The 24,472-nt window shown below is 66.3% G+C and carries 11 protein-coding genes and 2 tRNA genes; 6 read left to right on the forward strand and 7 right to left on the reverse strand.

The window, feature by feature from the left end:
- Positions 1-87 precede the first annotated feature (87 nt).
- On the forward strand, positions 88-1,167 hold the full coding sequence (locus FFS30_RS17320; RefSeq protein WP_137914423.1) for an oxidoreductase: 1,080 nt from the start codon (positions 88-90) through the stop codon (positions 1,165-1,167).
- A gap of 77 nt (positions 1,168-1,244) precedes the next feature.
- On the opposite strand, the gene FFS30_RS17325 is transcribed toward FFS30_RS17320, so the two are convergent.
- From FFS30_RS17325 to folE, 6 genes are all read right to left on the reverse strand, one after another.
- Positions 1,245-2,372, reverse strand: coding sequence for a slipin family protein (locus FFS30_RS17325; protein ID WP_137914424.1), 1,128 nt, complete (start codon positions 2,370-2,372; stop codon positions 1,245-1,247).
- A 347-nt stretch (positions 2,373-2,719) separates the two neighbouring features.
- Positions 2,720-2,792: transfer RNA gene (locus tag FFS30_RS17330), tRNA-Leu, on the reverse strand.
- Positions 2,790-2,865, reverse strand: a tRNA-Asp gene (locus FFS30_RS17335). The genes FFS30_RS17330 and FFS30_RS17335 overlap by 3 nt, the downstream gene beginning before the upstream one ends.
- A 569-nt stretch (positions 2,866-3,434) precedes the next feature.
- Complete coding sequence (locus FFS30_RS17340) at positions 3,435-4,811, reverse strand: TCR/Tet family MFS transporter (protein WP_249352536.1); 1,377 nt, start codon at positions 4,809-4,811, stop codon at positions 3,435-3,437.
- 234 nt (positions 4,812-5,045) lie between these two features.
- A complete protein-coding gene (locus FFS30_RS17345; RefSeq protein WP_137914425.1) occupies positions 5,046-5,708 on the reverse strand; it encodes a hypothetical protein in 663 nt (220 codons plus the stop codon).
- 4 nt (positions 5,709-5,712) lie between these two features.
- Complete coding sequence (folE, locus tag FFS30_RS17350) at positions 5,713-6,321, reverse strand: GTP cyclohydrolase I FolE (RefSeq protein ID WP_137914426.1); 609 nt, start codon at positions 6,319-6,321, stop codon at positions 5,713-5,715.
- A 174-nt stretch (positions 6,322-6,495) separates the two neighbouring features.
- On the opposite strand from folE, the gene FFS30_RS17355 reads away from it, so the two are divergent.
- The 5 genes from FFS30_RS17355 (at position 6,496) to FFS30_RS17375 (ending at position 15,499) form a co-directional block, all read left to right on the forward strand.
- Complete coding sequence (locus FFS30_RS17355) at positions 6,496-7,653, forward strand: AraC family transcriptional regulator (RefSeq protein WP_171014692.1); 1,158 nt, start codon at positions 6,496-6,498, stop codon at positions 7,651-7,653.
- Between the two features lie 89 nt (positions 7,654-7,742).
- Complete coding sequence (locus FFS30_RS17360; RefSeq protein WP_137914428.1) at positions 7,743-9,533, forward strand: CocE/NonD family hydrolase; 1,791 nt, start codon at positions 7,743-7,745, stop codon at positions 9,531-9,533.
- Positions 9,534-9,560: 27 nt separating this feature from the next.
- On the forward strand, positions 9,561-11,366 hold the full coding sequence (locus FFS30_RS17365) for a CocE/NonD family hydrolase (protein ID WP_137914429.1): 1,806 nt from the start codon (positions 9,561-9,563) through the stop codon (positions 11,364-11,366).
- 181 nt (positions 11,367-11,547) lie between these two features.
- Entirely contained in the window at positions 11,548-13,917 is a 2,370-nt protein-coding gene (locus FFS30_RS17370; RefSeq protein ID WP_137914430.1) for a TonB-dependent receptor, read from the forward strand.
- Positions 13,904-15,499, forward strand: a complete 1,596-nt coding sequence (locus tag FFS30_RS17375) for an esterase-like activity of phytase family protein (protein ID WP_137914431.1) — start codon at positions 13,904-13,906, stop codon at positions 15,497-15,499. Before FFS30_RS17370 ends, FFS30_RS17375 begins: the two co-directional genes overlap by 14 nt.
- 62 nt (positions 15,500-15,561) lie before the next feature.
- On the opposite strand, the gene FFS30_RS17380 is transcribed toward FFS30_RS17375, so the two are convergent.
- The gene (locus FFS30_RS17380) at positions 15,562-24,309 is read right to left on the reverse strand and encodes a glucoamylase family protein (RefSeq protein ID WP_137914432.1); all 8,748 of its coding nucleotides are present in this window, start codon (positions 24,307-24,309) and stop codon (positions 15,562-15,564) included.
- Between the last annotated feature and the right edge of the window lie 163 nt (positions 24,310-24,472).

Below are 24,472 nucleotides of genomic sequence, written 5' to 3' on the forward strand. Positions count from 1 at the left end.
CAGACGCGACGATAAGAAACCGGCGTGCGAAAATGCACGCCGCACGAACGTCTCTTTCTTTCGCCCTCCGCCGCTTCGGTCTTTTCGATGCCTACTTCCTCCACACCTCTGCGCGTCGGTCTGATCGGCTACGGCTATGCCGGCAAAACCTTCCACGCGCCGCTGATCGCGGCAACGCCGGGCCTCGCGCTCGCCGCAGTCGCATCGAGCGACGCGGCCAAAGTGCATGCCGACCAGCCGACGGTCGATGTCACCGATGCCCAAGCTCTCATCACGCGAAGCGATATCGATCTCGTCGTTATCGCTTCGCCGAACGACACGCATGCGCCGCTCGCGCGCGCGGCGCTGGCGGCCGGCAAGCACGTCGTCGTCGACAAGCCGTTCGCGCTCGACCTCGTCGAAGCGCGCGAACTGATCGCCCTCGCGCGCGAACGCGAACGTCTGCTTTCGGTCTTCCACAACCGCCGCTGGGACAGCGATTTTCTCGGCGTGAAGCAGGCGATCGCCGACGGCCTGGTCGGCCGCGTCGTGCATTTCGAATCGCATATCGACCGCTTCCGCCCCGAAGTGCGCCGGCGCTGGCGCGAAGGCGCGGGCCCCGGCGCGGGATTGTGGTTCGATCTTGGCCCACACTTGATCGACCAGGCCTTGCAACTGTTCGGCCTGCCCGAGCGCGTGCAGGCGAATCTCGCCGAGCAGCGCAGCGGCGCACTCAGCGACGACTGGGCGCACGTCGTGCTCGACTACGCCCGCGGCCTGCGCGTGATCCTGCATGCCGGCATGCTCGTCACCGGCGGCAGCGCGCGCTACGTCGTGCACGGCGAGCGCGGCAGCCTGGTCAAGCGCGAAGCGGATCGCCAGGAAGCGCAACTCAAGGCCGGCATCGTACCGGGCGCGGAAGGTTGGGGCGCCGATCCCGACGCGATACTCTATTACGACGGCAATGCAGCCGCACGCGAAGTGCCGACACCGCCGGGCGACCAGCGCCAGTACTACATCGGCATCGAACGCGCCTTGCGCGGACTCGGCCCCAATCCGGTGCCGGCGCACGAGGCGCTCGACGTGATGATCGTGCTCGAAGTGGCGCAACGCGCGGCGCGCGAGGGCAGAACCCTCGCGGTGAACACGGAAGACACGACTGCTCACGCGTGGCGGAACCGGCAATAAAAAAGGCCGCCCTTCTGACAGGGCGGCCTCAACGTACTGCAAGGGCCGAACAGACAGGCTGGTACGGGGCCTGCATATCAACCGCTCACCTTAAGACGGACCAACTGGTTCATGACGCCGTCGAGGCCGTCGAACACGGTGAGCTTGCCGATCTTCTCGGTCACTTTCTCCAGCGACTCGAGCTCCTTCAAACGCAACAGCATCGGGTTGTCGGCGAGCAACTTCGCCGTGTTGAGCGCCGAACGCATGGCGTTGGCCTCCTCACGACGGCGGATCACGTTGGCCTGCGCCGACTTCTCCGCCTGCACGACGCTGTTCAAGATGTCGCGCATCTCGCCCGGCAGGATCACGTCCTTGACGCCCACGCCGAGCACTTCGACACCGAACTCGACGACGCGGCCGCGCACGTAGGCGTAGATGTCGCCGTCGAGCGACGCCTTGTCGCCAAGCAGCTCGTCCAGCGTGCGCGCAGCGACGACCTTGCGCAGACCGAACTGCAGCTCGCGGTACAAGTACTCGGCGAACTTCGCCACCTTGGTACGCATCGCTACCGCGTCGACGACGCGATAGCTCGCAGCCAGGTTGACGCGCAGGCTGACCTTGTCGCGAGTCAACATTTCCTGACCCGACACTTCGGCGCTCTGCACGCGCAAATCGACGACCTCGACCGCAACGTTCTTGGCGAAGTTCCAGAACGCATACGCGCCCGGCGTCAAAGTCAACGCGAGCTTGCCGTCGACGAAGACCAGACCCGCATACTCCGCCGGCACGTCGAGCGCGACGGCGTAACGCGACAGCGTGCCGAGCTGACGCAGACGCTTGACCGTGGCCGCGGCGACCTGCAAATCGGTACCGATCGCCACGCACTCGACCTCCGTCTTCAGCGGACCGCGCCAGTACAGCTTGCGCGAACCCGGTGCGAGCACGTCGACGAGCTTGCCGTTCTGCGAAACCAGACCGACTTCGCTCGTGCCGATGTCGGCGAGCACGAAGGTCTCGCCGAGATCAGCACCGAGACGCTCGATCAGCACATCGACATCCTTGCCGTCGTATTCGCTCTTGGCCAGATCGAACACGCGAACTTCGTTGTTGCCGAACGTGACGATCCAGTACACGCCCGGTGCGAGCACGCTTTTGAAGCGACGGTTCTTGTACTTCAGGCCGCGCTCGCCGTCTCCGACCACGACCCTCTTCATCCACAACATGACACCACTCCTTCTGTGACGGCGGCATTCGTATACTTTTTTTGCACGTCGCCGCCGGGCCGCGCAAAACGCAAAAAAGATGGAAACGCCCCTGACGACGCCGAAGCGGAAAGCCGGTGCGCATACGGTTGGGATTGCGGCGTGTCGAACATTCGGTGCGGCACTGTGGCGGCTGCCGTACTTCGCATTCTCGACACCGAATCCGCGCCGACGCGGGACCGGTTTCGGCCATCGCCGCCGCTGCGCACCGCGTCGATCGAACCGGCAAGCCGATCGTTTCGGAGCGGAACGCACGGGGCGTTTCCTGGTGTGGGCTTGCGCCCTGACAGCACTGCGTAACAGGCAGTTTCAAAGAGCGGGATTCGAACCCGCGACCCGAAGGGGTTACCTTCTGCTCTACCCAACTGAGCTATCTTCTGGCGGAGTGGACGGGATTCGAACCCGCGGCCTTTCGATCGACAATCGAATGCTCTACCAACTGAGCTACCACTCCCACTCGTGCGAACGACGTCGTGCAAACCTCGGCATACGCACGGGCAGAGCCCGAGCGCACCGGCCGGGATCGATCCCGGACCGCTGCGACCTGTCGTTTCATCGCTCGCGCATTGATGCTTGTCGCCAAGCATCAATTCTGTTGGCGCTTGCCGCGCCGAATTCGTCATCTCTTCGCGAACGCCAATGTTTTGATTCCTTTCGCGCGAGACGCGCAAAAGAAAACGCCCCGGGGGCAAGCCTCCCGGGGCGTTCGCGGTACACGGGAGGTCGGTTTGGACCGACCCCCATCGATACGATGTCAGGTCGGATTCGCGCGCTGCGCTTCGCGGCGCGGCATCGCGCAGGCGAGCGCGCGCAGGCCGCGATCAGCGGCGCTTTGCGCAATATTCGAGTGGGTGAAATCGATTCGTTTCATGACAATGCTTGGAAAATTTTTCGCACGCGGATGTGCGAGGCGGCGCACCTTACGCCTGTGCGACGCAAAGCGCAAGTGCATTTTGCAAAAATGCTAAAAGTGGATTTTGCTGCAACATGCGCCTTCGCCGGCGGCAAAGGCACACACGATCGCTACGGAAGCGATTCGCCCTCGCGCACCGGCGCGCGCAGCTCGCTCGTGCTCGCGGCGATTTCCTCGGTGATGTCCGGGCCCGGCTCCAGCTTGGTCGCCGCGGTCACTGCGTCCGGCAGATGCGCGGAGAGGTACCAGGCAAACAGCAGGGCGCAGCCGAGAATACTCGCGGCGATGAAGAACGTCGCCCCCGCCCAGATGCCGTGGTCGTGCGAGCCTGAAACCAACGCGAGCGTGGAGGGGAACAGGAGCGCACCGACGATGCCGGCGATGCTCGACACGCTCGCCACCGCGCCTTGCAGGCGGCCCTGCTCGCGCGGATCGACGAGGTGGCTCATCATCGCCTGCGCGGCTGGCTGAGCCACGCCCCAGAACGTTGCGATCGGCATCGCCGCCCAGAACCAGTAGCCGGTCGGCGCCAGCGCGTACAGGGTGAAACCGAGCATGCCGCAGGCGAGGCCGAACAGCAGCGCGCGGCGTTCGCCGAGCTTGCCGACGATCGGCTTGATCAGGCCGCCTTGCACGATGGCCGAGAGGATACCGACCAGGCCGAGAGTGATGCCGACCATGCGCGGACCCCAGCCGAAGCGGTAGTCCGCGTAGAGCACGAACGTAGTCGGATAAACCATGTGCGCGAGTGCGATCAGCGCGACCACACCGACCAGACCGAGCACCTGCGGGTAGCGCGAAAGCAGCTTCAGCGCGCCGAACGGATTCGCGTGCGCCCAGTCGAAGCGCGCGCTGCGCTTGTCCGGGGTCAGCGATTCCGGCAGCACGAACAAGCCGTAACAGAAGTTGGTCAGGCACATGAACACCGCGGCCCAGAACGGCAGACGCGGGTGGATTTCGCCGAGCAGGCCGCCGATGACCGGCGCGATGACGAAGCCGACGCCGAACGCAATGCCGAGCACGCCGAACGCCTGCGCACGCTTCTCCGGCGGCGTCACGTCGGCAACGTAGGCGTTCGAGGCGGAGAAGCTCGCCGAAGTGATGCCCGAGATCACGCGGCCGATGAACAGCAGCGGCAGCGTGTTGACCAGGGCCATCATGAGGAAATCGAGGCCGAGGCCGAGGTTCGAGGCGAGGATGATCGGGCGCCGGCCGAAACGGTCGGCGAGCGCTCCCTGCACCGGCGTGAACACGAACTGCATCGCCATGAATACGACCGCGAAGGCCATGTACCACCACGCCGCGAGCGACGTGTCGCCGCCGACGAAATTCTTGATCAGGTGCGGCAGCACCGGAATGATCAGGCCGAACGAGAGAATGTCGATCAGCAGCGTGATGAAAATGAAGACCAACGCCGCGCGGCGCACGGGAGGTGAGGTATTTTCCACTGGAATATCCATCGCGGCGGCGGGAGCGAATTGAATCACAAAGACAGGTTCCACGCACAAAGAATTGCGTGAACGATCCCGCCCTTCGACTGGCGAACGTCGATCTCGAACCTGCTGGCTGAATGAATAGGAATCGCGCGTCGCCGAGTGAGCCAGCACGCACTTTTTGCAAAGTGCCCGACGAAACCGGCACCCGCTTTCGACGATCCGATGCGCAAGGCGCGCGGAGGTCGTAAAGACCTCGGGCCGGTCGAATTGCTCAGCCCAACCGCATCACTTTTGCGGGGTGATCTTGAGATTTGCGATGAGGCCGTAGCCGTTGCACCAAAGCCCGACGGAGCCGCCGCTGCGAGTGCTCAGTTCGTTCACCGTCAGCGACGGTTTTGCTGCGCCGTTGACGAAGACGCTGACTTGCCGTTTTTGCACGACGATCTTGACGTGAAACCAGGCGTCGCCGTCCGGCGCGGGTTCGATCGATTTCTCGAACTGCCCGGGCTTTTCCTCGCGCAGCTTTTCCCACGGCCACTGCGGCTCCGAGATGTATTGGACAGCGTGCGACCTCTTCACCGGATCCGCAGCGCGAAAATTGAACGGACGGAAGTACACCGCATCGTGGGTGACCGCATTTTCGACGCGGAATGCCACGCCGACGAAGCTGCTTTGCGGCGGAGCGCTCCTGCCCTTGGCATCGAACTCGATGACGCCACCGGCGAACTCGAACCCGTCGAGCCAGACGACTTTCTGCTCATCCCGGTCGAACTCGATCGCGGCCCTGCCGTCCTTGTCGACGAGTTTGGTAGCGGCGACGTCACCTTTCCAACCCTTCCCGGTCGGCACCGACTTGAGATCGGGTGCAACCGCCTGCGCGCCGGACGCGCAGGCGTAGCAGGCGAGAAGCACGGCGACCGCCGACAGGGCGAGAGTTCTCCCGCGCATGCCGTTATTTCCGCCGCGGCGCGTCGATGTCGATGAAGCGCAGGAACTCGCCGCGCGTGCGCGCGTCGGTGCGGAACGTGCCGAGCATCTGGCTCGAGATCATCGACACGCCGGTCTTGTTGATGCCGCGCGTGGTCATGCACTCGTGCGACGCGTCGATGACGACGCCGACGCCGCGCGGCTTGAGCACGTCGTCGATGCAATGCGCGATCTGCGAGGTGAGTTTCTCCTGCACCTGCAGGCGGCGCGCGAAGATTTCGACGACGCGGGCGAGCTTGGAGATGCCGACGACGCGATTGGTCGGCAGGTAGCCGACGTGGGCGCGGCCGATGATCGGCGCCATGTGATGCTCGCAGTGCGAGGCGAACTCGATGTCGCGCAGCACGACCATTTCGTCGTAGCCGGCGACTTCCTCGAAGGTGCGGCGCAGCTCGTCGGCCGGATCGTCGGCGTAGCCGGAGAACCAGTCCTTGTATGCATTGACCACGCGCTTGGGCGTGTCGACCAGGCCTTCGCGGGTCGGGTCGTCGCCGGCCCAGCGCAGCAGCACGCGCACGGCGTCCTCGGCCTGGGTTTGGGTGACGGGCGGGGACTTGGGGGATTTCTTTTTCATCAGACCGATCGGTAACGCAAAGAGAGGGGGACGCAGTGTAACGCGATCGCAATCCGCTTGCGCTGTGCCGCCGCGACCGCGCGCGCCGCACGGCCCCGCGCGTTTGCGCGATCGACAACTGTGCGCTGCACGGATTCCTGCGCGCCGCGCTCCATGCCATCATCCGCCGCGTCCATGACGCTGACCGCACTGAGCCAACTCGATTTCGCCACCGCCGCCGCGACGTTCGGCATCACCGCGCTGACTGCGGCTCTCGGCGCCGGCATGCGTACACGCACTTCGCCGTGGCTGACCGCCTTCTTCGTCTGCCTTGCGTTGGAATACGCCGTGGCTCTGGCGATCATGGGCTGGCGCGACGAACTGCCCGATGCGGCGATCCGCTGGCTGCACACGCTCAACGTGCCGGGGGCCTACCTGCTCGGGCCGCTGTTGTATGGCTATGCTCTGGCCCTGACCTCGGTGTCGCCGCCGCGCGTCCGCGACGCATGGTGGCATCTGCTGCCGTTCGGCGCGACGCTGGCCTTCTCGCTCGGCAACGCGCTCTACGCGCTCGACACATCGCCGACGGGGCAGTTTCTGTATCAGCTCAGCTATCACGCCTGGGTGCTGCAGGGTGTGCCATATATCTGTCTCACCGCGCTGCGCACGTATCAGGCGCGCGCCGTGCTCGAACAGGTCAGCGCGGACGAGGGCGCGCTGCACCTCGCCTGGCTGCGCTCGCTCGCCGCCGTGGTCGGCGTGACCTGGATGCTCGCCTCGTTCGACCGCCTCCAGCGTATCGCCGACACGCACGACTTCGAATGGCTCGGCACGGCGATCGCGTGTGTGATCATGATCGCACTCTATCTTCTCGGCTGGTTCGGCCTGCGCCAACGCATCCTGATTCCGCCGGAACTGACCGAGCCGCCCGCGCGCACCGACGACAGCGCGGCCGCACGCTACGAACGTTCGGGGCTTGATCCCGCACAATGCCGGCAGATCGCTGCCGAATTGACGCGGTTGCTGACCAATGAACGTCTCTATGCCGACGGCTCGTTCGACCTGCAGGCGCTGAGCCGGCGCAGCGGCTGGCCGCCGAACTACGTGTCACAGGCGCTCAACCAGGGCCTCGGTCGCAATTTCTTCGAGTTCGTCAACGGCTTCCGCGTCGCTGCGGCGGAAACCTGCCTGGCCGACCCGGCCGATACGCGCACGATCCTCGAAATCGCCCTGGCCTGCGGCTTCGGCAGCAAGTCGACGTTCAACACCGTGTTCAAGCGCATCAACGGCTCGACTCCGGGCGAATTCCGCCGCGCGCGCGCTGCACCGGCAACGCAGACGACGTCCGCTTAGACCCCGCGACGACGTTCTATCCTTCCCGTTCGGACGACGCTCGTCCCGATTCGCGCTGCAATCCACGCCTTTGCCACGGGAGACCCACGATGTACGCAAGACTCGCCCCGCTTTGCCTCGCTCTGCTCTGTTCCGTGACGACGTTCGCGCAAACGCCCGAGGCGGACAAAGCGAAACTGGTCGACTTCCAGTGGGGCGTGAAGATTCCGCTGCGCGACGGGGTGAAGCTCAACGCGACGCTGTATCGGCCGTACGAACAGAAGGCGCCGGTGCCGTGCGTGTTCACCCTGACCCCGTATATCTCGCAGAGCTACCACGAGCGCGGCATGTACTTCGCCACGCACGACTATGTGTTCTTGACCATCGACGTGCGCGGCCGCGGCAATTCCGAGGGCGAGTTCACCCCGCTGCTGCAGGAAGCGAAGGACGGCCACGACATCGTCGAGTGGCTGGCCAAGCAGTCCTATTGCGACGGCAAGATCACCATGTGGGGCGGCTCCTACGCCGGCTACGACCAGTGGGCCACGGCCAAGGAATTCCCGCCGCATCTGGCGACGATCGTGCCGGTCGCCTCGCCGCGCCCGAGCGTCGACTTTCCGTTCGTGAGCAACATCTATTATTCGTACGACATGCAGTGGCTCACGCTGACGAGCGGACACACGAGCCAGGAGGGCATCTTCGGCGACCTGGCATTCTGGGCCACGCAGTTCGACAAGCTGTACAAGAGCCATCGCCCGTACAAGGAACTCGACACTGTCGTCGGCAATCCTTCGCCGATCTTCCAGACCTGGGTCGCGCATCCCGAGCCCGACGCCTATTGGGACAGCTATAGCCCGACGCCGGAACAGTTCGCCAAGATCGATCTGCCGATCCTCTCGATCACCGGTCAGTACGACGACGACCAGCCCGGCGCGCTGTCGTTCTACCGCGAACATTTCCAGCGCGGCTCCGAAGCGGCGAAGGCCAAGCATTACCTGATCATCGGCCCCTGGGACCACCCGGGTACGCGCACGCCGAAGGTCGACGTCGGCGGACTCAAGTTCGGCCCGGCCAGCCTGGTCGACGTGAACAAGCTGCACAAGGACTGGTTCGACTGGACGATGAAGGGCGGCAGCAAGCCCGAGTTCCTCAAGGACAAGGTCGCCTACTACGTGCTCGGCGGCGGTGCCGAGGAATGGCGTTACGCGCCCTCGCTCGCCGCGGTCACCGCGGAAGCGCGCCCGATGTACCTGTCATCGGAAGGCGGCCGCGCCAACGACATCTATGCGTCGGGCACGCTCGGCGCGGCCAAGCCCGCGTCGGGCGGCACGCCGGACCGCTATGTCTACGACCCGCTCGATACCAAATTCACCGCATGGGACGGTTGGGCGGACTTCGAGACCGGCCTGATCTCGCAGCGTGGCCTGATCGAGGCGAGCGGCAAGATCCTCGCCTACCACACCGCGCCGCTCGCGCAGGACACCGAACTCGCGGGCTTCCCGAAACTCAGCGTCTGGCTTTCGCTCGACCAGCCGGACACGGATTTCATCGCCTTCCTCTATGAAATCCGCCCCGACGGCAGCAGCATCCAGCTCGGCTCGAACATGCTGCGCGCACGCTATCGCAAGGGTGTGCGCGAACCCGCGCTGGTCAAATCGGGCGCGATCGAACGCTACGACTTCGACGCGTTCCCGTTCACTGCGCGCCGCATCGGCAAGGGCAGCCGCCTGCGCCTCGTGTTCGGTCCGCTCAACTCCAAGCAGTTCGAGAAGAACTACAACGCCGGCGGTGTCGTCGCCGAAGAGTCCGGCAAGGACGCACGCACGGTGACGGTGACCCTGTATCACGACGCCGCGCATCCGAGTGCGTTGTACCTGCCGATCGCCGCGCCGAAGAAATAAGCGAACGTCTCGCTGGGGAGAGAGTTGATGTTCGTGCGATTCGCCCTCGCCTGGGCGCTGCTGGTGTGGTCCCTCGCGTCCGCCGCCGCACCCGCGGCGGACGCAGGCAGCCCCGTCGATTTTCGCTGGGGCGTGAAGATTCCGCTGCGCGACGGTGTCAAACTCAACGCCACGCTGTACCGGCCGCAGGGACAGAAAGAGCCGCTGCCGTGCATCTTCACCCTCGATCCGTACGTGGCCCAGGGTTTTCATGAGCCGGCGAAATATTTCGCCGGCCACGGCTACGTGTTCGTCACCGTCGATGCGCGCGGCCGCGGCAATTCCGCGGGCGAATTCACACCGCTGCTGCAGGAAGCCAAGGACGGCCACGACGTCGTCGAATGGCTCGCCGCGCAGGACTACTGCAACGGCAAGATCGCCATGCACGGCGGCTCCTATCTCGGCTATGCGCAATGGGCGACGGCCAAGGAATTTCCGCCGCATCTGTCGGCGATCGTGCCAGTCGCTTCGCCGCGGCCCGGTGTCGATTTCCCGATGCACAACAACATCACCTCGCCGTACGTCATCCAGTGGCTGACGCTGACCAGCGGGCGCGACGTGCAATTCAATCTCTACGTCGACCGCGGCTTCTGGGACGGCCAGTTCGGCAAGTGGTATCTGCAGCATCGTCCGTTCCGCGAGATCGATACGCTGGTCGGCAATCCCTCGCCGATCCTGCAGACCTGGCTGGCGCATCCGTACCTCGACGCGTTCTGGGACAGCCACGCTCCGACCACGGCGCAGTTCGCCAAGATCGACCTGCCGATCCTCACCATCACCGGCCAGTACGACGCCGATCAGCTCGGCGCGCTCTCGTACTATCGCGACCATCAGGCGCAGGCGACGCTGCAGGCCCGCGCGCGCCACTATCTGATCATCGGGCCGTGGGACCATTTCGGTTCGCAGATGCCCACGGCGCAATACGGCGGTGTGCGCTTCGGCCAGGCCGCGGCGATCGACCTGCAGCGGTTGCATCGCGACTGGTACGACTGGACGCTCAAGGGCGCCCCACGGCCGGAGTTCCTGAAAAACAAAGTTGCGTACTACATGGTCGGCGAGGGCGACGGTGAATGGCGCTATGCCGATTCGCTCGCCGCGATCACGGCGCAGCCGCGCGCGCTGTATCTCGCTTCGGCAAACGGACGCGCCGACGACGTGCTCGCCTCGGGCTCGCTGCACGCCGCGCCCGTGCGCGGTGCCGCGCAGCCCGACCGCTTCGTCTCCGATCCGCTCGATACGCGGCCGTTCGTCTCGATCCGCGACGCCTACCGCGCCGGCGACCACGGCCTGCTCGACCAGAGCGGCTTGCTCGACGCGGCCGGCAGGATTCTCGTCTACCACTCCGAGCCGTTCGCCGAAGACACCGAACTGGCCGGCTTCATCAAACTTAGCGCGTGGCTCGCACTCGATCAGCGCGACACCGATCTCTCCGTCTTCGTCTACGAGATGAAGAGCGACGGCCGCAGCATGCTGCTCGCGTTCGACGTAATGCGCGCGCGCTATCGCAAGAGCCTGCGCGAGCCCGCCCTCGTGCAGCCCGGTGCGATCGAACGCTACGACTTCGATCACTTCAATTTCATTGCGCGCCGCATCGCCAAGAGCAGCCGCCTGCGTCTCGTCGTCGGCCCGGTGAATTCGCGCAATATGGAAAAGAACTACAACGCCGGCGGCGCGGTCACGGAGGAATCCGCCAAGGACGCGCGCACAGTGACGATCAAGCTCTATCACGACGACGCGCATCCGAGCGCGCTGTATCTGCCGATCGCACAGGCGCCGGCAAAAGCCAAACCTTGATGCCGCCGCCGCGTCGTTCGCGGCGCGAATCTCTCTGACACCCATCGATCCGGATCGCGAAGACGCTCGTTCGTCTTCGCGCCTCTGCGTCGCAGCGCATGTCACGGCGCTTTCATAGAGCCGTGGAATGCTGCTGCGCTTTTCGGCGCTCCATGCCGGAAGGGGTCAACGGGGATATTCCATGTATCGAAAAACTACACTCGCCCTGGCTTTGAGCCTGGCGATTTCCACTCTTGCCTGCGCCGCGCAGCCGGCTGCCGACAACACCGCACCGTCCGCCGACGCAGCCGCCGCCGACAGCGCAGGCGCGACGCAGTCCGCCAAAGAACTTGAAGCGATCTCGGTCGTCGGCACCGGCCAGGCGCGCCAGGTCCAGCGCATCACGTCGAAGAACCTCGACGCGCTGCCGCCCGGCACCAATCCGCAGAAAGTGCTGAACATCCTGCCCGGCGTGAATGCGCAGTCGATCGACGCGCTGAGCGCGAACGAGCAGTCGCTGACCTTGAGCCTGCGCGGCTTCAATTCGACGCGCCTCGGCTACACGCTCGACAACATGCCGCTCGGCGACAGCGCGTACAACAACTACAACGGACTGAGCCTGCCGCGTGCGCTGATCGCGGAAAACCTTGCCAGCGCAGAACTCGCCGAAGGCATCGGCAATATCGGCACGCCGTCGACGAGCAACCTCGGCGGCGCGATCTCATACAAGTCGAGCGATCCGGCGAAAACGCCCGGCGCGCGCTTCACCCAGACCTTCGGCTCGGATGCGAACCGGCGCAGTTTCGTGCGCCTCGATACGGGCGAATGGAACGGCTTCTCGGCCTACCTGTCCGGCATGTACGCAACCTCGGATTTGTTCGTCAATCAGCCGGCCTACAACCAGTCCACGACCAAGCAGTTCAACGCCAAGGCGGTCTACGCATTCGAGTACGGCAAGCTCTCCGCCTTCGTCGATACCTCGCGCACCTCGCAGGCCGACGACTTCTATCTGTCTAAGGACGGCTTCGCGCGCGGCCTCGGCTGGGACTGGGGCGGCTACGCGCCGAACTGGCAGAAAGCGCTGAGCCGCGCCTACTGCAACGCCGGCAGCCTGAACGCGAAACTCTGCGACAAGAGCGGCCCCGACCAGGACGCCGACGGCGCTTTCACCGGCGGCCAGATTCTGCGCAACGACGACGTCTACTACGTCGCCGGCGACTTCTTCCCGAGCACCAACGTCGATCTGCACGCGCAGGTCTACCATCACGAGGACAAGGGCGCGGGCAACAACTGGAACAGCGGCAGCTGGTCGAACTTCGGTACGCCGCAACAGCTTCCGCTGATCGTCCGCACCACGCTGTACACGATCAACCGCACCGGCGCCCAGCTCAGCTTCGGTTGGGACGCGGGCATCAACCGCCTCGAAGGCGGCGTGTGGTACGAGCACAATGTCAGCTCGGCCTCGCGCTACAACTACACCGACGTGACCGGCCCGACCAGCCTCGACGGTTTCATCGGCCGCCAGCCCGACGTCGGCGTGTTCGCCCAGCGCACCGTCTGGGAAACGCGACAGGCCTGGCTGCGCGACACGATCAAACTGATGGACGATCGCCTCACTCTCGACTTCGGCCTGAAGAGCCCGCACGCCACGTCGAGCGCGACCGCGCTGCCCGGCGTGGCGAAGAAGCCGATCCTGCCGACTTCGAACAATCAGTTCGCCACCGGCAAGCTGTCGGCGAGCAAGGCTCTGCTGCCGCAGGCCGGCGTGCGCTACGAACTCGCCGAAGGCCAGGAAGTCTTCGCCGGCTATGCGAAGAACATCGCCATGTTCCAGGGCGGTTTCAAGCTCGGTCCGCAGGCCGTGAGCCAGGCAGTGTGGGATTCCCAGGCCGGCGCACTCAAGCCGGAAAAATCGCGCACGCTCGAAGCGGGCTACCGCATCGTGCGCGAAGACTTTCAGGCTTCGGCCGCCGTCTACGACGTGAACTTCGACAACCGCCTGCTGCAGTACAACCCCTGCGATTCGCGCCAGCCGGTCGGCCCGAACTGCGGCAACCGCTTCTACAACGTCGGCGGCGTGTCGAGCCACGGCCTCGAACTGACCTTCCTGTGGACGCCGTCCGAGCACTGGCGCTGGTACAACTCGGCCTCGTTCAACCGCTCGACCTACGACAACGACTACGTGCAGGGCGGCGTGCTGCAGCCGACGCGCGGCAAAATCCAGGTCGATACGCCGCAGAAGATGTTTTCGAGCGAGCTGACCTGGACCGATGGCCCGCTGTTCGCGACCTTGCGCGGCAAGTACACGGGCCGGCGCTACTATACCTACACCAACGATCGCGGCTTCGGCGGCTACACCACGTTCGACCTCAGCGCAGGCTACGATTTCGGCGCGGTTTCCTACGCCAAGGACGTGCGCGTGATGCTCAACCTGACCAACCTGACCGACCGGCGCTATGCGGCCAACCTGGACAGCAGCGTGTTCGCTCCGGTCGATCCGAGAGGCACGATCTATGTGTTCCACGCCTCCGCGCCGCGGCAAATCTTCGGCTCGATCGATGTGCGCTTCTAAGCGCGGCGCAGCGGCTTCGCCCACGCGCGTCGCCATTGCGGTGCGCGCGAAAACGTTCGCCTGCGCATGGCTGCTGTCTTCCGCCGCGTTCGCGACGGGAACGGAATTCACCACGCCGCATCGCGACGATGCGGCGGGCGCACAGTCCGTGAGCTTCGCCGGCCAGACCTTCGTCAATCACGGCCTCGTCGGCACCGGACGTCTGTCCGCACAGACCGTGGATTTCCTCGGCGACACGCTCGGCTCGTTCTCCTCGCTCGGCGTCGACAAGGCGAGCTGGCGCCGCGTCGGCGATCACTACGAAGGCGTCCTGTGGACCCTGCCCGATCGCGGCCGCAACGATCCGGGCGCCGGCCTGTTCTACGACTACGCCGCGCGCCTGCACCGCTTTCGTATCCGCTTCACGCCGTACACAGGCCGGCCTTTACCCGCCGACGTCGCCTCGCAGAACCAGATGCGGCTCGTGCCCGACGGCGGCCGTGAACTGCGCGACGTTCGCGGCACACCGTTCACCGGCGCCGATCCGGGCGCGGCGACGAAAAATATCGGCGGCACCTTGTTTCCGGTCCCCGCGCAAGGCGTCGGTGCGGGCAAGATCGCGATCGACAGCGAATCGCTCTCGTTCGCCGCCGACGGCAGTTTCTACATCGGCGACGAATACGCCGCCTATGTCTACCTGTTCGACGGCAGCGGCCGCATGCGCGGCGCGCTCGTGCCGCCGAACGCGGTCGTGCCGCACACCGCCGGCAAAATCAATTTCAATTCGCTCGCGCCGCCCGACAGCGGACGGCGCAACAATCAGGGCGTCGAAGGCATGTCGTTGTCGCCCGACGGCACGCGCCTTTTTGTCGCCCTGCAGAGCGCGCTCGTACAAGACACCGCGCGTGCCGGCGACAAACGCGATGCGAGCGGCCGCGTGACCCTGCGCGTGCTCGTCTACGACACCGCGCAGCGCGCGCTGCCCACGGCGCCGATCGCGCACTATGTGATGCAGTTGCCGGCCTACACCTCCGACGGCGACGGCGGACGCGTGAACCGCACCGCCGCACAGAGCGAAATCCGCGCGCTCAACGCGCACCAGTTCCTGATGCTCGCGCGCGACGCGAACGGCCTCGGCGCCGACAACGAAAAACCGATCGTCTACAAAAGCGTCCTGCTCGCCGACACCGAAGGCGCAACGAACCTCGCCGGCGGTGTCTACGAAACCGGCACGGAATCGGTGCTGCGGGCACAGGACGACACGGCGCTCAAACCCGGCATCGAGCCGATCCGCTGGACCGAGCTGGTCGATCTGCTCAACCCGACCCAGTTGGCGCGCTTCGGTCTCAACCTCGAAACCAAGCCGAAGAACCGTCCGCTGACCTTGTCGGAAAAATGGGAGGCGATGGATCTGGTTTCCGTGCTCGATCCGGCTCATCCCGACGATTACTTTCTTATCGTCGGCAACGACAACGACTTCATCGCGCGCCGCTGCGTGATGCAGAAGCAGCGCTGCGATTCGGAATTCGACAACGACAATATGCTGCTCGTGTACCGCCTGACGCTGCCCGGGATGCAGGCTTACGCGACGCGCAAGCGCTGAGGCGATACGATGCCGATGGCGGCCGGGCGAATATTCTTCGCCTCGGCCGTGCTCACATATGGCTAGGTTTCCTTAGGTGCCGCATCGAGATACACCTCGACGCGATGCACGCCGGCAGCCGGATTGAGTTCGATCGAGTTGTCGGCCTGCGCCACACCATCGAGCAGCACGCTGCCGGGCGGCCGCGACGCGTCGCGCTCGACGTGGATTGCATACGTCGCGTCGCCGTGCCGGTAGGCAAGGTCGACACCGGGCCATGCCGCCGGCAGGCGCGGCGCGATGCGCAGGCGTGTGCCTTCGCGCGTGAGGCCGAGGAAAGTCTCGACCAGCAAGCGGTACATCCAGCCGGCCGAGCCGGTGTACCAAGTCCAGCCGGCGCGGCCCGCATGTGCGGGATTCGCGTAGACGTCGCCGGCGACGACGTACGGCTCGCCTTTGTATATTTCCGTACTTTTTCCGTCGACCGCGTGGCCGATCGGATTGATCAGGCGGAACAACTGCCAGGCGCGTTCGACGCGGCCCGCCTCGGCGAACGCCATCGTCGCCCAGACCGCCGCGTGCGTGTACTGGCCGCCGTTCTCGCGCACGCCCGACAGGTAGCCGGCGATATAGCCCGGATCGGGTGCGTGTATATCGGGCGCTCCCGTCGTCGCGCTGCGACTTTCCTCTTTCGACGCTTCGTGGCGCCGATCGAACGGCGGATCGAGCAGACGGATCAGACGCGCGTCTTCGTCGACCAGGTGTGCGTCGAGCGCATCGAGCGCGCTCGCCGCGCGCGTGGGGTCGGCCGCGCCCGAAAGGACGGCCCAGCTCTGCGCGATCGAATCGATGCGGCATTGCCGGTCGTCTTTCGATCCGAGCGGCGTGCCGTCGTCGAACCAGGCGCGGCGGTACCACTCGCCGTCCCAGGCATGCGATTCGATATTCGCCTGCAGTTCCTGCGCCTCGCGCTCGCAGCGTGTAGCGAAGATGCCGTCGTTGTGCAGGCGCGCGATCGCGGCGAATTCCGTCAGCACGCGATAGAGAAAGAATCCGAGCCAGACGCTTTCACCCATGCCGCCGGCACCGACCGCATTCATGCCGTCGTTCCAGTCGCCGCTGCCCATGCGCGGCAGGCCGTGCACGCTGCCCTTGACGCCGGCCAGCCCGTGCTCGATCGCGCGCACGCAATGCTGATAGAGATCGGCCATCTCGTTCGAACGCAGCGGCAGGTCGTAGTACGACTCTTCGCCCGCATTGAGCGGCCGGCCTTCGAGATAGTGGCTGCGTTCGGCGAGGATCGCGTGGTCGCCGCTCGTATGCACGTAGCGTGCGACGGCGAGCGGCAGCCACAGATAATCGTCCGAGCAGCGCGTGCGCACGCCGCGGCCGCCGGGCGGATGCCACCAGTGCAACACGTCGCCCTCGCGGAACTGGCATTGCGCGGCGAGCAGGATCTGCTCGCGCAGCAGGGGCGGATCGGCGTGAACGAGGGCCATCGCGTCCTGCAGCTGATCGCGAAAGCCGAAAGCGCCGCCGGACTGGTGGAAACCGCTGCGCGCCCACAGTCGGCACGCGATCGTCTGATACAGCAGCCAGCCGTTCGCGAGCAGGTTGAAACCGGCGTCCGGCGTGGTCGCGACGAGGCTGCCGGCGAGGCGGTTCCACACCGCCGTGACCGCCTCGAACGAAGCGCGCGCCGAACCCGAGCGGCGGAAGCGCACGACGAGATTCTCGGCTTCTTCGGCGCTGCGCGCGGCACCGAGGCGGAAGATCACCTCGCGCGTCTCGCCGTCGGCCAGTTCGAGCGGAACCTGGATCGCCGCGCACGGATCGAGACCGGCGCCAATGCGGCCCGACAGCGTCGTCCGCTGCATTGCCGCCGGCGCCGCAAGATTGCCGTTGCGGCCGATGAATTCGCTGCGATCGGTGCTCACCGTGCGCTGCGAATTCTCGGCGTCGAAGAAGGCGACGTGCTCGGCGAACTCGGCGTTCCAGGTGTTGCGCGCGAACAGGGCGCCGCTCGCGTCGAGCCAGCTGGCGACATGCTGCGCGGTCTTCGCCGGCAGATCGCCGAGCACCCACTCGACGTAGCCGGTGATCGTGAGCTTGCGCGCGCGGCCCGAATCGTTGTGCAGGCGCAGAACGAAGAATTTCACCGGCGTCTCGGCATCGACGTGCATGCGCAGCTCGCTCGCAATGCCATCCTCGATGTGCTCGAACTGGCTGTAACCGAAACCGTGACGCGCGATATAGCGGCCGTTGCCGCAGGCGGGCAGCGGCGACGGCGACCAGTACGCGCCGGTCTCTTCGTCGCGCAGGTAGAACGCTTCGCCGCCTGCGTCGGATACGGCGTCGTTCTGCCACGGCGTCAGCCGGTATTCGTGCGCGTTGTCGAAGAACGTATAGCCCGAGCCCGCTTCGCTGACCACGCTGCCGAAATTCGGATTGGCGAGCACGTTCACCCACGGCAGCGGCGTGCGCTTCGCCGCGTCGCAGACGATCACGTATTCGCGCCCGTCGCGAGCGAAGCCGCCGTAGCCGTTGAACAGATCCAGTTTCGGCATCGGCACTTCGCGCGTATCGACCTCCGCGTCCTCGCGCGTGGCAACGAGCTTCGGCACCGCGAATTCGCCGACCACGGACTTCGTGTCCTTGAGCTGCTCGGCGAAACTGCCCGCGCGGTCGCTGAGCACGACACGCGCGACCGCGAGCAGTTGCACGCGATCCTCGTGCGGGATCTGCGCGCTCGAACGCACGAAGACACCGCCGGGCTTGTCGATCATTGCGGCTTCGCCGATCGCGGCGACGGCGCCGTAGATCGCATCGTTCACTTCTTGGCGATAGCCGCCGCGCTCCTCGTTGAGCACGATCAGGTCGAACTTCAGGCCCTTGTTGCGGCAATAACGCTGCGCGGCGACGGCCTGGCGGACCAGGACGAGCTTGTCCACGTCTTCGATCAGCACGAGCGCGATCGACAGGTCGCCGGAAATGCCGTGCGCCCACAGGCCGGCCTGGCTCAAGCGGTTGCTGGCGATCACGTCGGCCTGCGCGCGCCGCGCCGGATCGGCGTAGAGAATCGCCGAAGCGAGCCGTGAATAGAGCTGCGCTTCGCTTTCGGCGACGTTGATCTGGCCGAGCAGCATGCGGTTGTGCGTCGGTGCGATCGCCAGCGCGCGGTCGGCGAGCGCGCGGTCGCGATACTTGTCGACCAGCGCGAGCACGGCTTCGCGGCTGGCACCGGCGCCGGTGACGAAGTCGACGATGACGCTGCTTTCGGCCGGCACGCTGACGCGATGGCGGATCGCCACGACCGGATCGAGCACGTCGCCGGCCGTGTTCGACAGCGCACCCGCGCGCTGCAGCGCGGCCGGATCGTTCGCGCCGCGGCCGCGGCCGAGAAAACGTACGCGGTCGGTCTCAAACGAAGTCTCGGCCGGCGTCGCGCGGCCCGCCTCTTCGCGTACGCAGAACAGATGCACGAGCCACGGCTGCGCGTCGTCGGCCAGACGCGGACGGCGCGTGGCGAGAATCGCCGGATACGCCTGCAGAATCTCGGTCTGCACGAACAGGTTGTTGAACGCCGGATGCAGCGCGTCGGCCGCGCCGGTGTTGAGCACGACTTCGGCGTAGCTGGTCAGCTCGAACGTGCGCGCGACGCGCGCGCGATTGGTCAGGCGCAGGCGGCGCAGTTCGACATCGTCCTCGGGCGAGACGACGATCTGTACGCGCGCATCGCCGCGGTCCAAAGTCAGGCGCTGCTCGACGCGCGCGTCGTCGAAGGTGATCTCGTAGGCTTCGACGTCGGCCGCGGCGACCATCGCGCCGGTGCTCCAGACCTTGCCTTCTTCGACGTCGCGGATGTGGATGAAACTGCCCCAGCCGTCGCGCGTCGGATCTTCGCGCCAGCGCGTGAGATCAAGCTCGTGCCAGCGGCTGTAGCCGGCGCCGCTCTGGGTCAGCATGACGTGGTAGTTGCCGTTGCTCAGCAGCTGCACGGCCGGGCGCGGCGTGTCTGCGCGCGTGTAGCGTCGCTGCGGCGCCGCCGGTGCTTCCTCTTCGGCGCGCGCGTCGAGCAGGCGGGTGTCGCCGACTTGCACCGTTTCCGCGCGCGTGATTCGCTCCTGCAGCAACAGCAGCACGGCGGCCAGTTCGGCGTCGGCGGCGAAGCGCCGCTGCATCGGCGCGCCGTTCACGCATTCGTCGAACGCGACCAGGCTCATGCCCTGGTGATGCGCCATGTACTCGCGCACGACGCCGACCGTTTCGCCCGCGGGCAGATGCGCCGGGGTGAAGTCGATCGCCTCGTAGTAGCCCCACTGAGACCACCAGCCGCGCGCGGCGAGGTCGGCGAGGTTGCGCGCCGCCTCGCGCGGAGCGACGAGCAGGGCGAGCGCGCTCGCGTACGGCGCGATGACGCGATCCTGCGACAGGCCGCGCTGCAGCCCGAGCCCCGGCGTGCCGAACGCGCGGTAGTGATAGTTCTGTCCCGCGTCGGTGAGGAAATATCCCGACTCGGAAATGCCCCACGGCAGGCCCTGCTCGCGGCCCCAGGCGATCTGCTGCGCGACGGCGACGCGCGTCGATTCGGCGATCAGGCTGCCGGGCCACGCCGGCATGATCAATTGCGGCATCAGGTACTCGAACATCGAGCCGCTCCACGACAGCAGCACCTGGCCGTCGCGCGTCTGCGTCTGCACGCGGCCGAGCGAGAACCAACCGTCCTGCGCGATCTGGCCCTGGGCGACGGCAATGTAGACGGCGAGGCGCGCTTCGGACGCAAGCAGGTCGTAGTAGCCGGCGTCGCGCCGGCCTTCGCCGACGTTGTAGCCGATCGCGAACTGCTCGCGCGCCGGGTCGTAGAGGAAGGCGAAATCGACGCGCGCGAAATCGGCGCACAGCGCGCCGAGCGCTTCGATCTCGTGCATGCAGGTGCGCGCGAGTTCCTGCGCCGCGGGCGAAATCGACTTCGCCACGGCGAGCGCGGCGAGACTCGGCATCGGCGACTGGGTGTGGATGGCGCCGGCCGCATTCGCGACCGCAGCGGCGATCGACACGTCGCCGACGAAATCTTCGAGGTCGGCCATCGCCATCGCGGCCTGGCGCACCAGTTTTTCGCTCCACTCGCGCTCGAGCGGCGCGCCGGCCGACAAGGCCGCATGCAGCGCCTGCGCACTGAGGAACAGCTCGCGCAGCGCGGCGTGGATCGGCGCGATCGGCAGCTCAGGCGGCAACTGCCGCGCCGAAGCGAGCGCGTCGGCGAAAGGCTGCCAGACTTCGCCGCCCGTGCGCTCGCTCAATGCGCGCAGCACGGCGAAGGTGTCTGCAAGACCGGCGAACACCTGGCGGCCGACGACCGGTGCGTTGAGGCATTCGTACAAACCTTGGCGCAAGGTCAGTACGTGGCCGACGAAGTTGCCGCTGTCCACCGTCGAGACGTACATTGGCTGCAGCGGCTGCAGCGTCGCCGTGTCGTACCAGTTGTAGATGTGGCCGCGATAACGTTCGAGTTTCTGCAAGCTGTCGAAGGTGCGCCGCGTCGCCGCGAGCAGGCCGCGCAGCGAAACGTAGCCGAGATCGTGCGCAGCGAGATTCGCCAGCAGGCCCATGCCGATGTTGGTCGACGAGGTGCGGTGCATGATCTTGACCGACGGATACTCCTGGAAGTGATCCGGCGGCAGCCAGTTGTCTTCGGCGCTGACGAATTGCTCGAACCAGGCCCAGGTTCGGCGCGCGGCCTGGCGCACGAAGGCGGTCTGCTGCGCGTCGAGCGGCTGCGCCGCACGCGTGGGCGCGCGTGCAGTCCACGCAACGATGGCTGGAGCGAAGAACCAAGCGAGCAGCCACGGCAGCGCGAGCGCCAACGCGTCGGCGCGGAACGGGATCAGCGCAGCGGCGACGGCGAGCGCCGCGATCGGCGCCGCTTTCATTTCGTACCACGCAGCCGTCGCGCCTTCGCCGCGCGCGCGCTGCGCGACCACGCTCGATGCGACCCACTGCAGCAAGTGCCGCTTCGACACGTGCACCCGCCAGCCGGTGCGCACGATCGCGCTCGCATTCTGCACCGCCTCGAACGGCAGGCAGATCAGGCGGAAAGCAACGCGCAGTGCGGCCGTCCCGAGGTTGCGCAGGACGTCGCCGAAATGCCGCGCGAGTCCGTTGCTCGGCACGCGCAGCAATGGCGGCAGGGCATCGAGAATCACCGGCAGGAAAACCGCGGCGAGCACGAACGCGGTCCACGCGCTCGGCGCGGGCAGCGCCAGCCATGCGATCAGCAGCAGAGCGAACAGGGCCGGCGGCAATACACTGCGGCGCAGATTGTCGAAAATTTTCCAGCGCGACAGCCACGACAACGGATTGCGTTCGCGCCGCCCGTCGGCCATCGGCACCGAAGGAAACAGCCATGCCGCGATCTGCCAATCGCCGCGAATCCAGCGCGCGCGCCGTTGCGCATCGACGCGATAGCTCTGCGGGTATTCCTCATAAAGTTCGATATCGGCGGTCAGACCGGCGCGCGCGTAGCAGCCTTCGAGCAGGTCATGGGAAAGAATCCGGTTGTGCGGGAAACGCCCGACCTCCGCTGCGTCGTCGGCGCGCTCGGCCGCTTCCGCACCGAGCGTGCGCTCAAACGCCTCGACGTCGTAGATGCCCTTGCCGATGAACGAACCTTCGCCGAACAGATCCTGGTAGAGGTCGGATACGGCGAGCGTGTACGGGTCGAGCCCGGCATCGCCGCCGAACATCGTCGCGTAACGCGTGCTGCCGGCCGACGGCAGCAGGTTGCCGATGCGCGGCTGCAGAATCGAATAGCCCGACTCGACCCTGCGCGCGCCGGCATCGAGACGCGGCCGGTTGAGCGGATGCGCCATCGTCTCGACGAGTCTGCGCGCGGTGTCGCTCGGCAGGCGCGTATCGACGTCGAGCGTGATCACGTAGCGCACGCCGTCGAGCACGGCGCGATCGCCGACGATGCAGCTGAACGCATCGGCATTTCCGCCGCGTAACAGCGCATTCAAGTCGCCGAGTTTGCCGCGCTTGCGTTCGCGGCCCATCCAGTGCCGCTCGCCGTCGTTCCATGTGCGCGGGCGATGCAGCAGAAAGAAATGCGCCTTCGCATGACGCTGGTTCAGTTCGCGGATCGCAGCGACCGCGGCGTCGAGCACGGCCGCATCGCCCGGCAGATGTTCCGCGTCGGCGTCGGGAAAGTCGCTCAGCAGGACGAAGCCGAGGCCGTCGTTGCGATTGGCCAGATAGCGCAGTTCGAGCTGATCGGCGAGCGAGTCAGCTTCTTCCGTACTGCCGATAAGGCACGGCACGACGACGAGCGTGCGCGCATCGGCCGGAATGCCTTTGCGGAAATCCATGCGCGGCAACGGCTGCGGTGCGACCAGAGAAAGCGCGAGACGATCGACGACCCAAACCGCGGGTTGACTGATCGCAACCACCGCGCAGAACGCCGCAACGAGACGCAGCCAGAGCGGCAACTCGGTCGTCCACAATACGTGCAGCAATGGCACGGCCGCGGCGAGCCCGAGCACGACGACGGCGGTGCAATAGACCGGGAACGGCAGGCCGCCGCTGCGCCATTTCTCCCGCTGCGCCGTCGCGATGCCGGCGCCGCAGTGACGCAGCAAGCGCGTACGCCCGGCACCGACCAGGTGGTAGCCAATATGTGCTGCGGGCAGCGCGTCCGTCGCGGGTGCGTCCGCCGAGGCGGCGCGCGCAAGGTCGAGTGCGGCCTGCGCGACCTCAGATTCGCTGTGATCGGTAAGCCGGGCGAAATGCTCGACCGCATGGCGATAGGCGTCGCGCGTGGCGAAGTCCATGCGCGCATAAACGCCGGCCGGGTCCTGGCCGAGCACGCGATCGACTGCGCTCGCGGCTTCGACGAAGTCGTGCCAGTCGAGCGCGTCGAGCAAGCGCAGGCTCGCGATCGAGTTGTCGATCGTGACGCGGTCGAGCGCGCGCTCGTGATGCGAATTCTGCACGAGCTGGGCGATCGACAGCCCCGCCTCGGCGAGACGCTGCTCGATCCACGACAGCGGCAGGTTCAGCGCCGCGCCCGCACCGTGCAGGCGCCGCGACATTTCGGCGACGAAGGCCTGAGTCAGCGGCGGCTCGGTGCGCGCCATATCGGCGACGACGAGGATAAGGCTCTTCGGCTCGCGCTGCGCCGTCTCGAGCATCAGCCGCGCCCAATGCGCGGCGAGACGACTGTGCGCGAGGCCACGGCGCACACGTGCGGCGGCGCGGCCGAGATTCTCGATCAACGCAGCGCGCAGCATGATCGGAATCGCCCAGAGTTCGCCGAGGCTCAGCGGCGCGCGCTCCTGGTAGGCGCGCACGAAGCGCGCGAGCGCATCCTGGTCGACGCGGCCGTCGCCGTGCGAGATGGCATCGAGCGCAAGGTCGTACACGCGCGGCATGCCCGCGCTCGCGCCGCGTGTCAGCACCGGCAGTTCGGCGCTGTAACCGTGCGGCAAATGAGTGCGCGTCTTGCGCACTTGTTCGTGGATCACGTGCAGCTGATCGAGCAGCCATTCGCCGGCCGGGGTGATGCGGTGCTTGTCGGCGATCGCCGCGGCGAGCGCGCGACAGGTGTCGTCGATCAGTGCCTCGTTGTGGCGCAGCCGTTCGAGCAGTTGCACGTCGCCGCGGCGTGCGCGCCGCCATTGATGTTCGCCGGCGAGTTCGCCGCCGCGTTCGCCCATCTGCGCAGCGGTCAGCAGTTCCGCGCGCAACGGCGCTTCACTGACCCGCACGCGGCCGCGACGCTTGCCGAGTTTGCGCGCCGCGAGCGCCGCACCAAGCGGCAGCCCGATCCGACGCATCGCCGGCAGTATCAAACGGCTGAATCTTCGTTTCGCACGTTTCGAGTCCAAGCGCAGTCCTTGTCGTTGCGACGGCCGCGTACACGCAAGCGCGAGCCGCCTCGCTCATTCCCCTTATGAGTGTGGAAAGGCCAAGTCGCAGTGCGCGAAGAAAGGTCGAACG

It is taken from the genome of Rudaea sp. 3F27F6 (assembly GCF_005503555.1).
GTDB lineage: Bacteria > Pseudomonadota > Gammaproteobacteria > Xanthomonadales > Rhodanobacteraceae > Rudaea.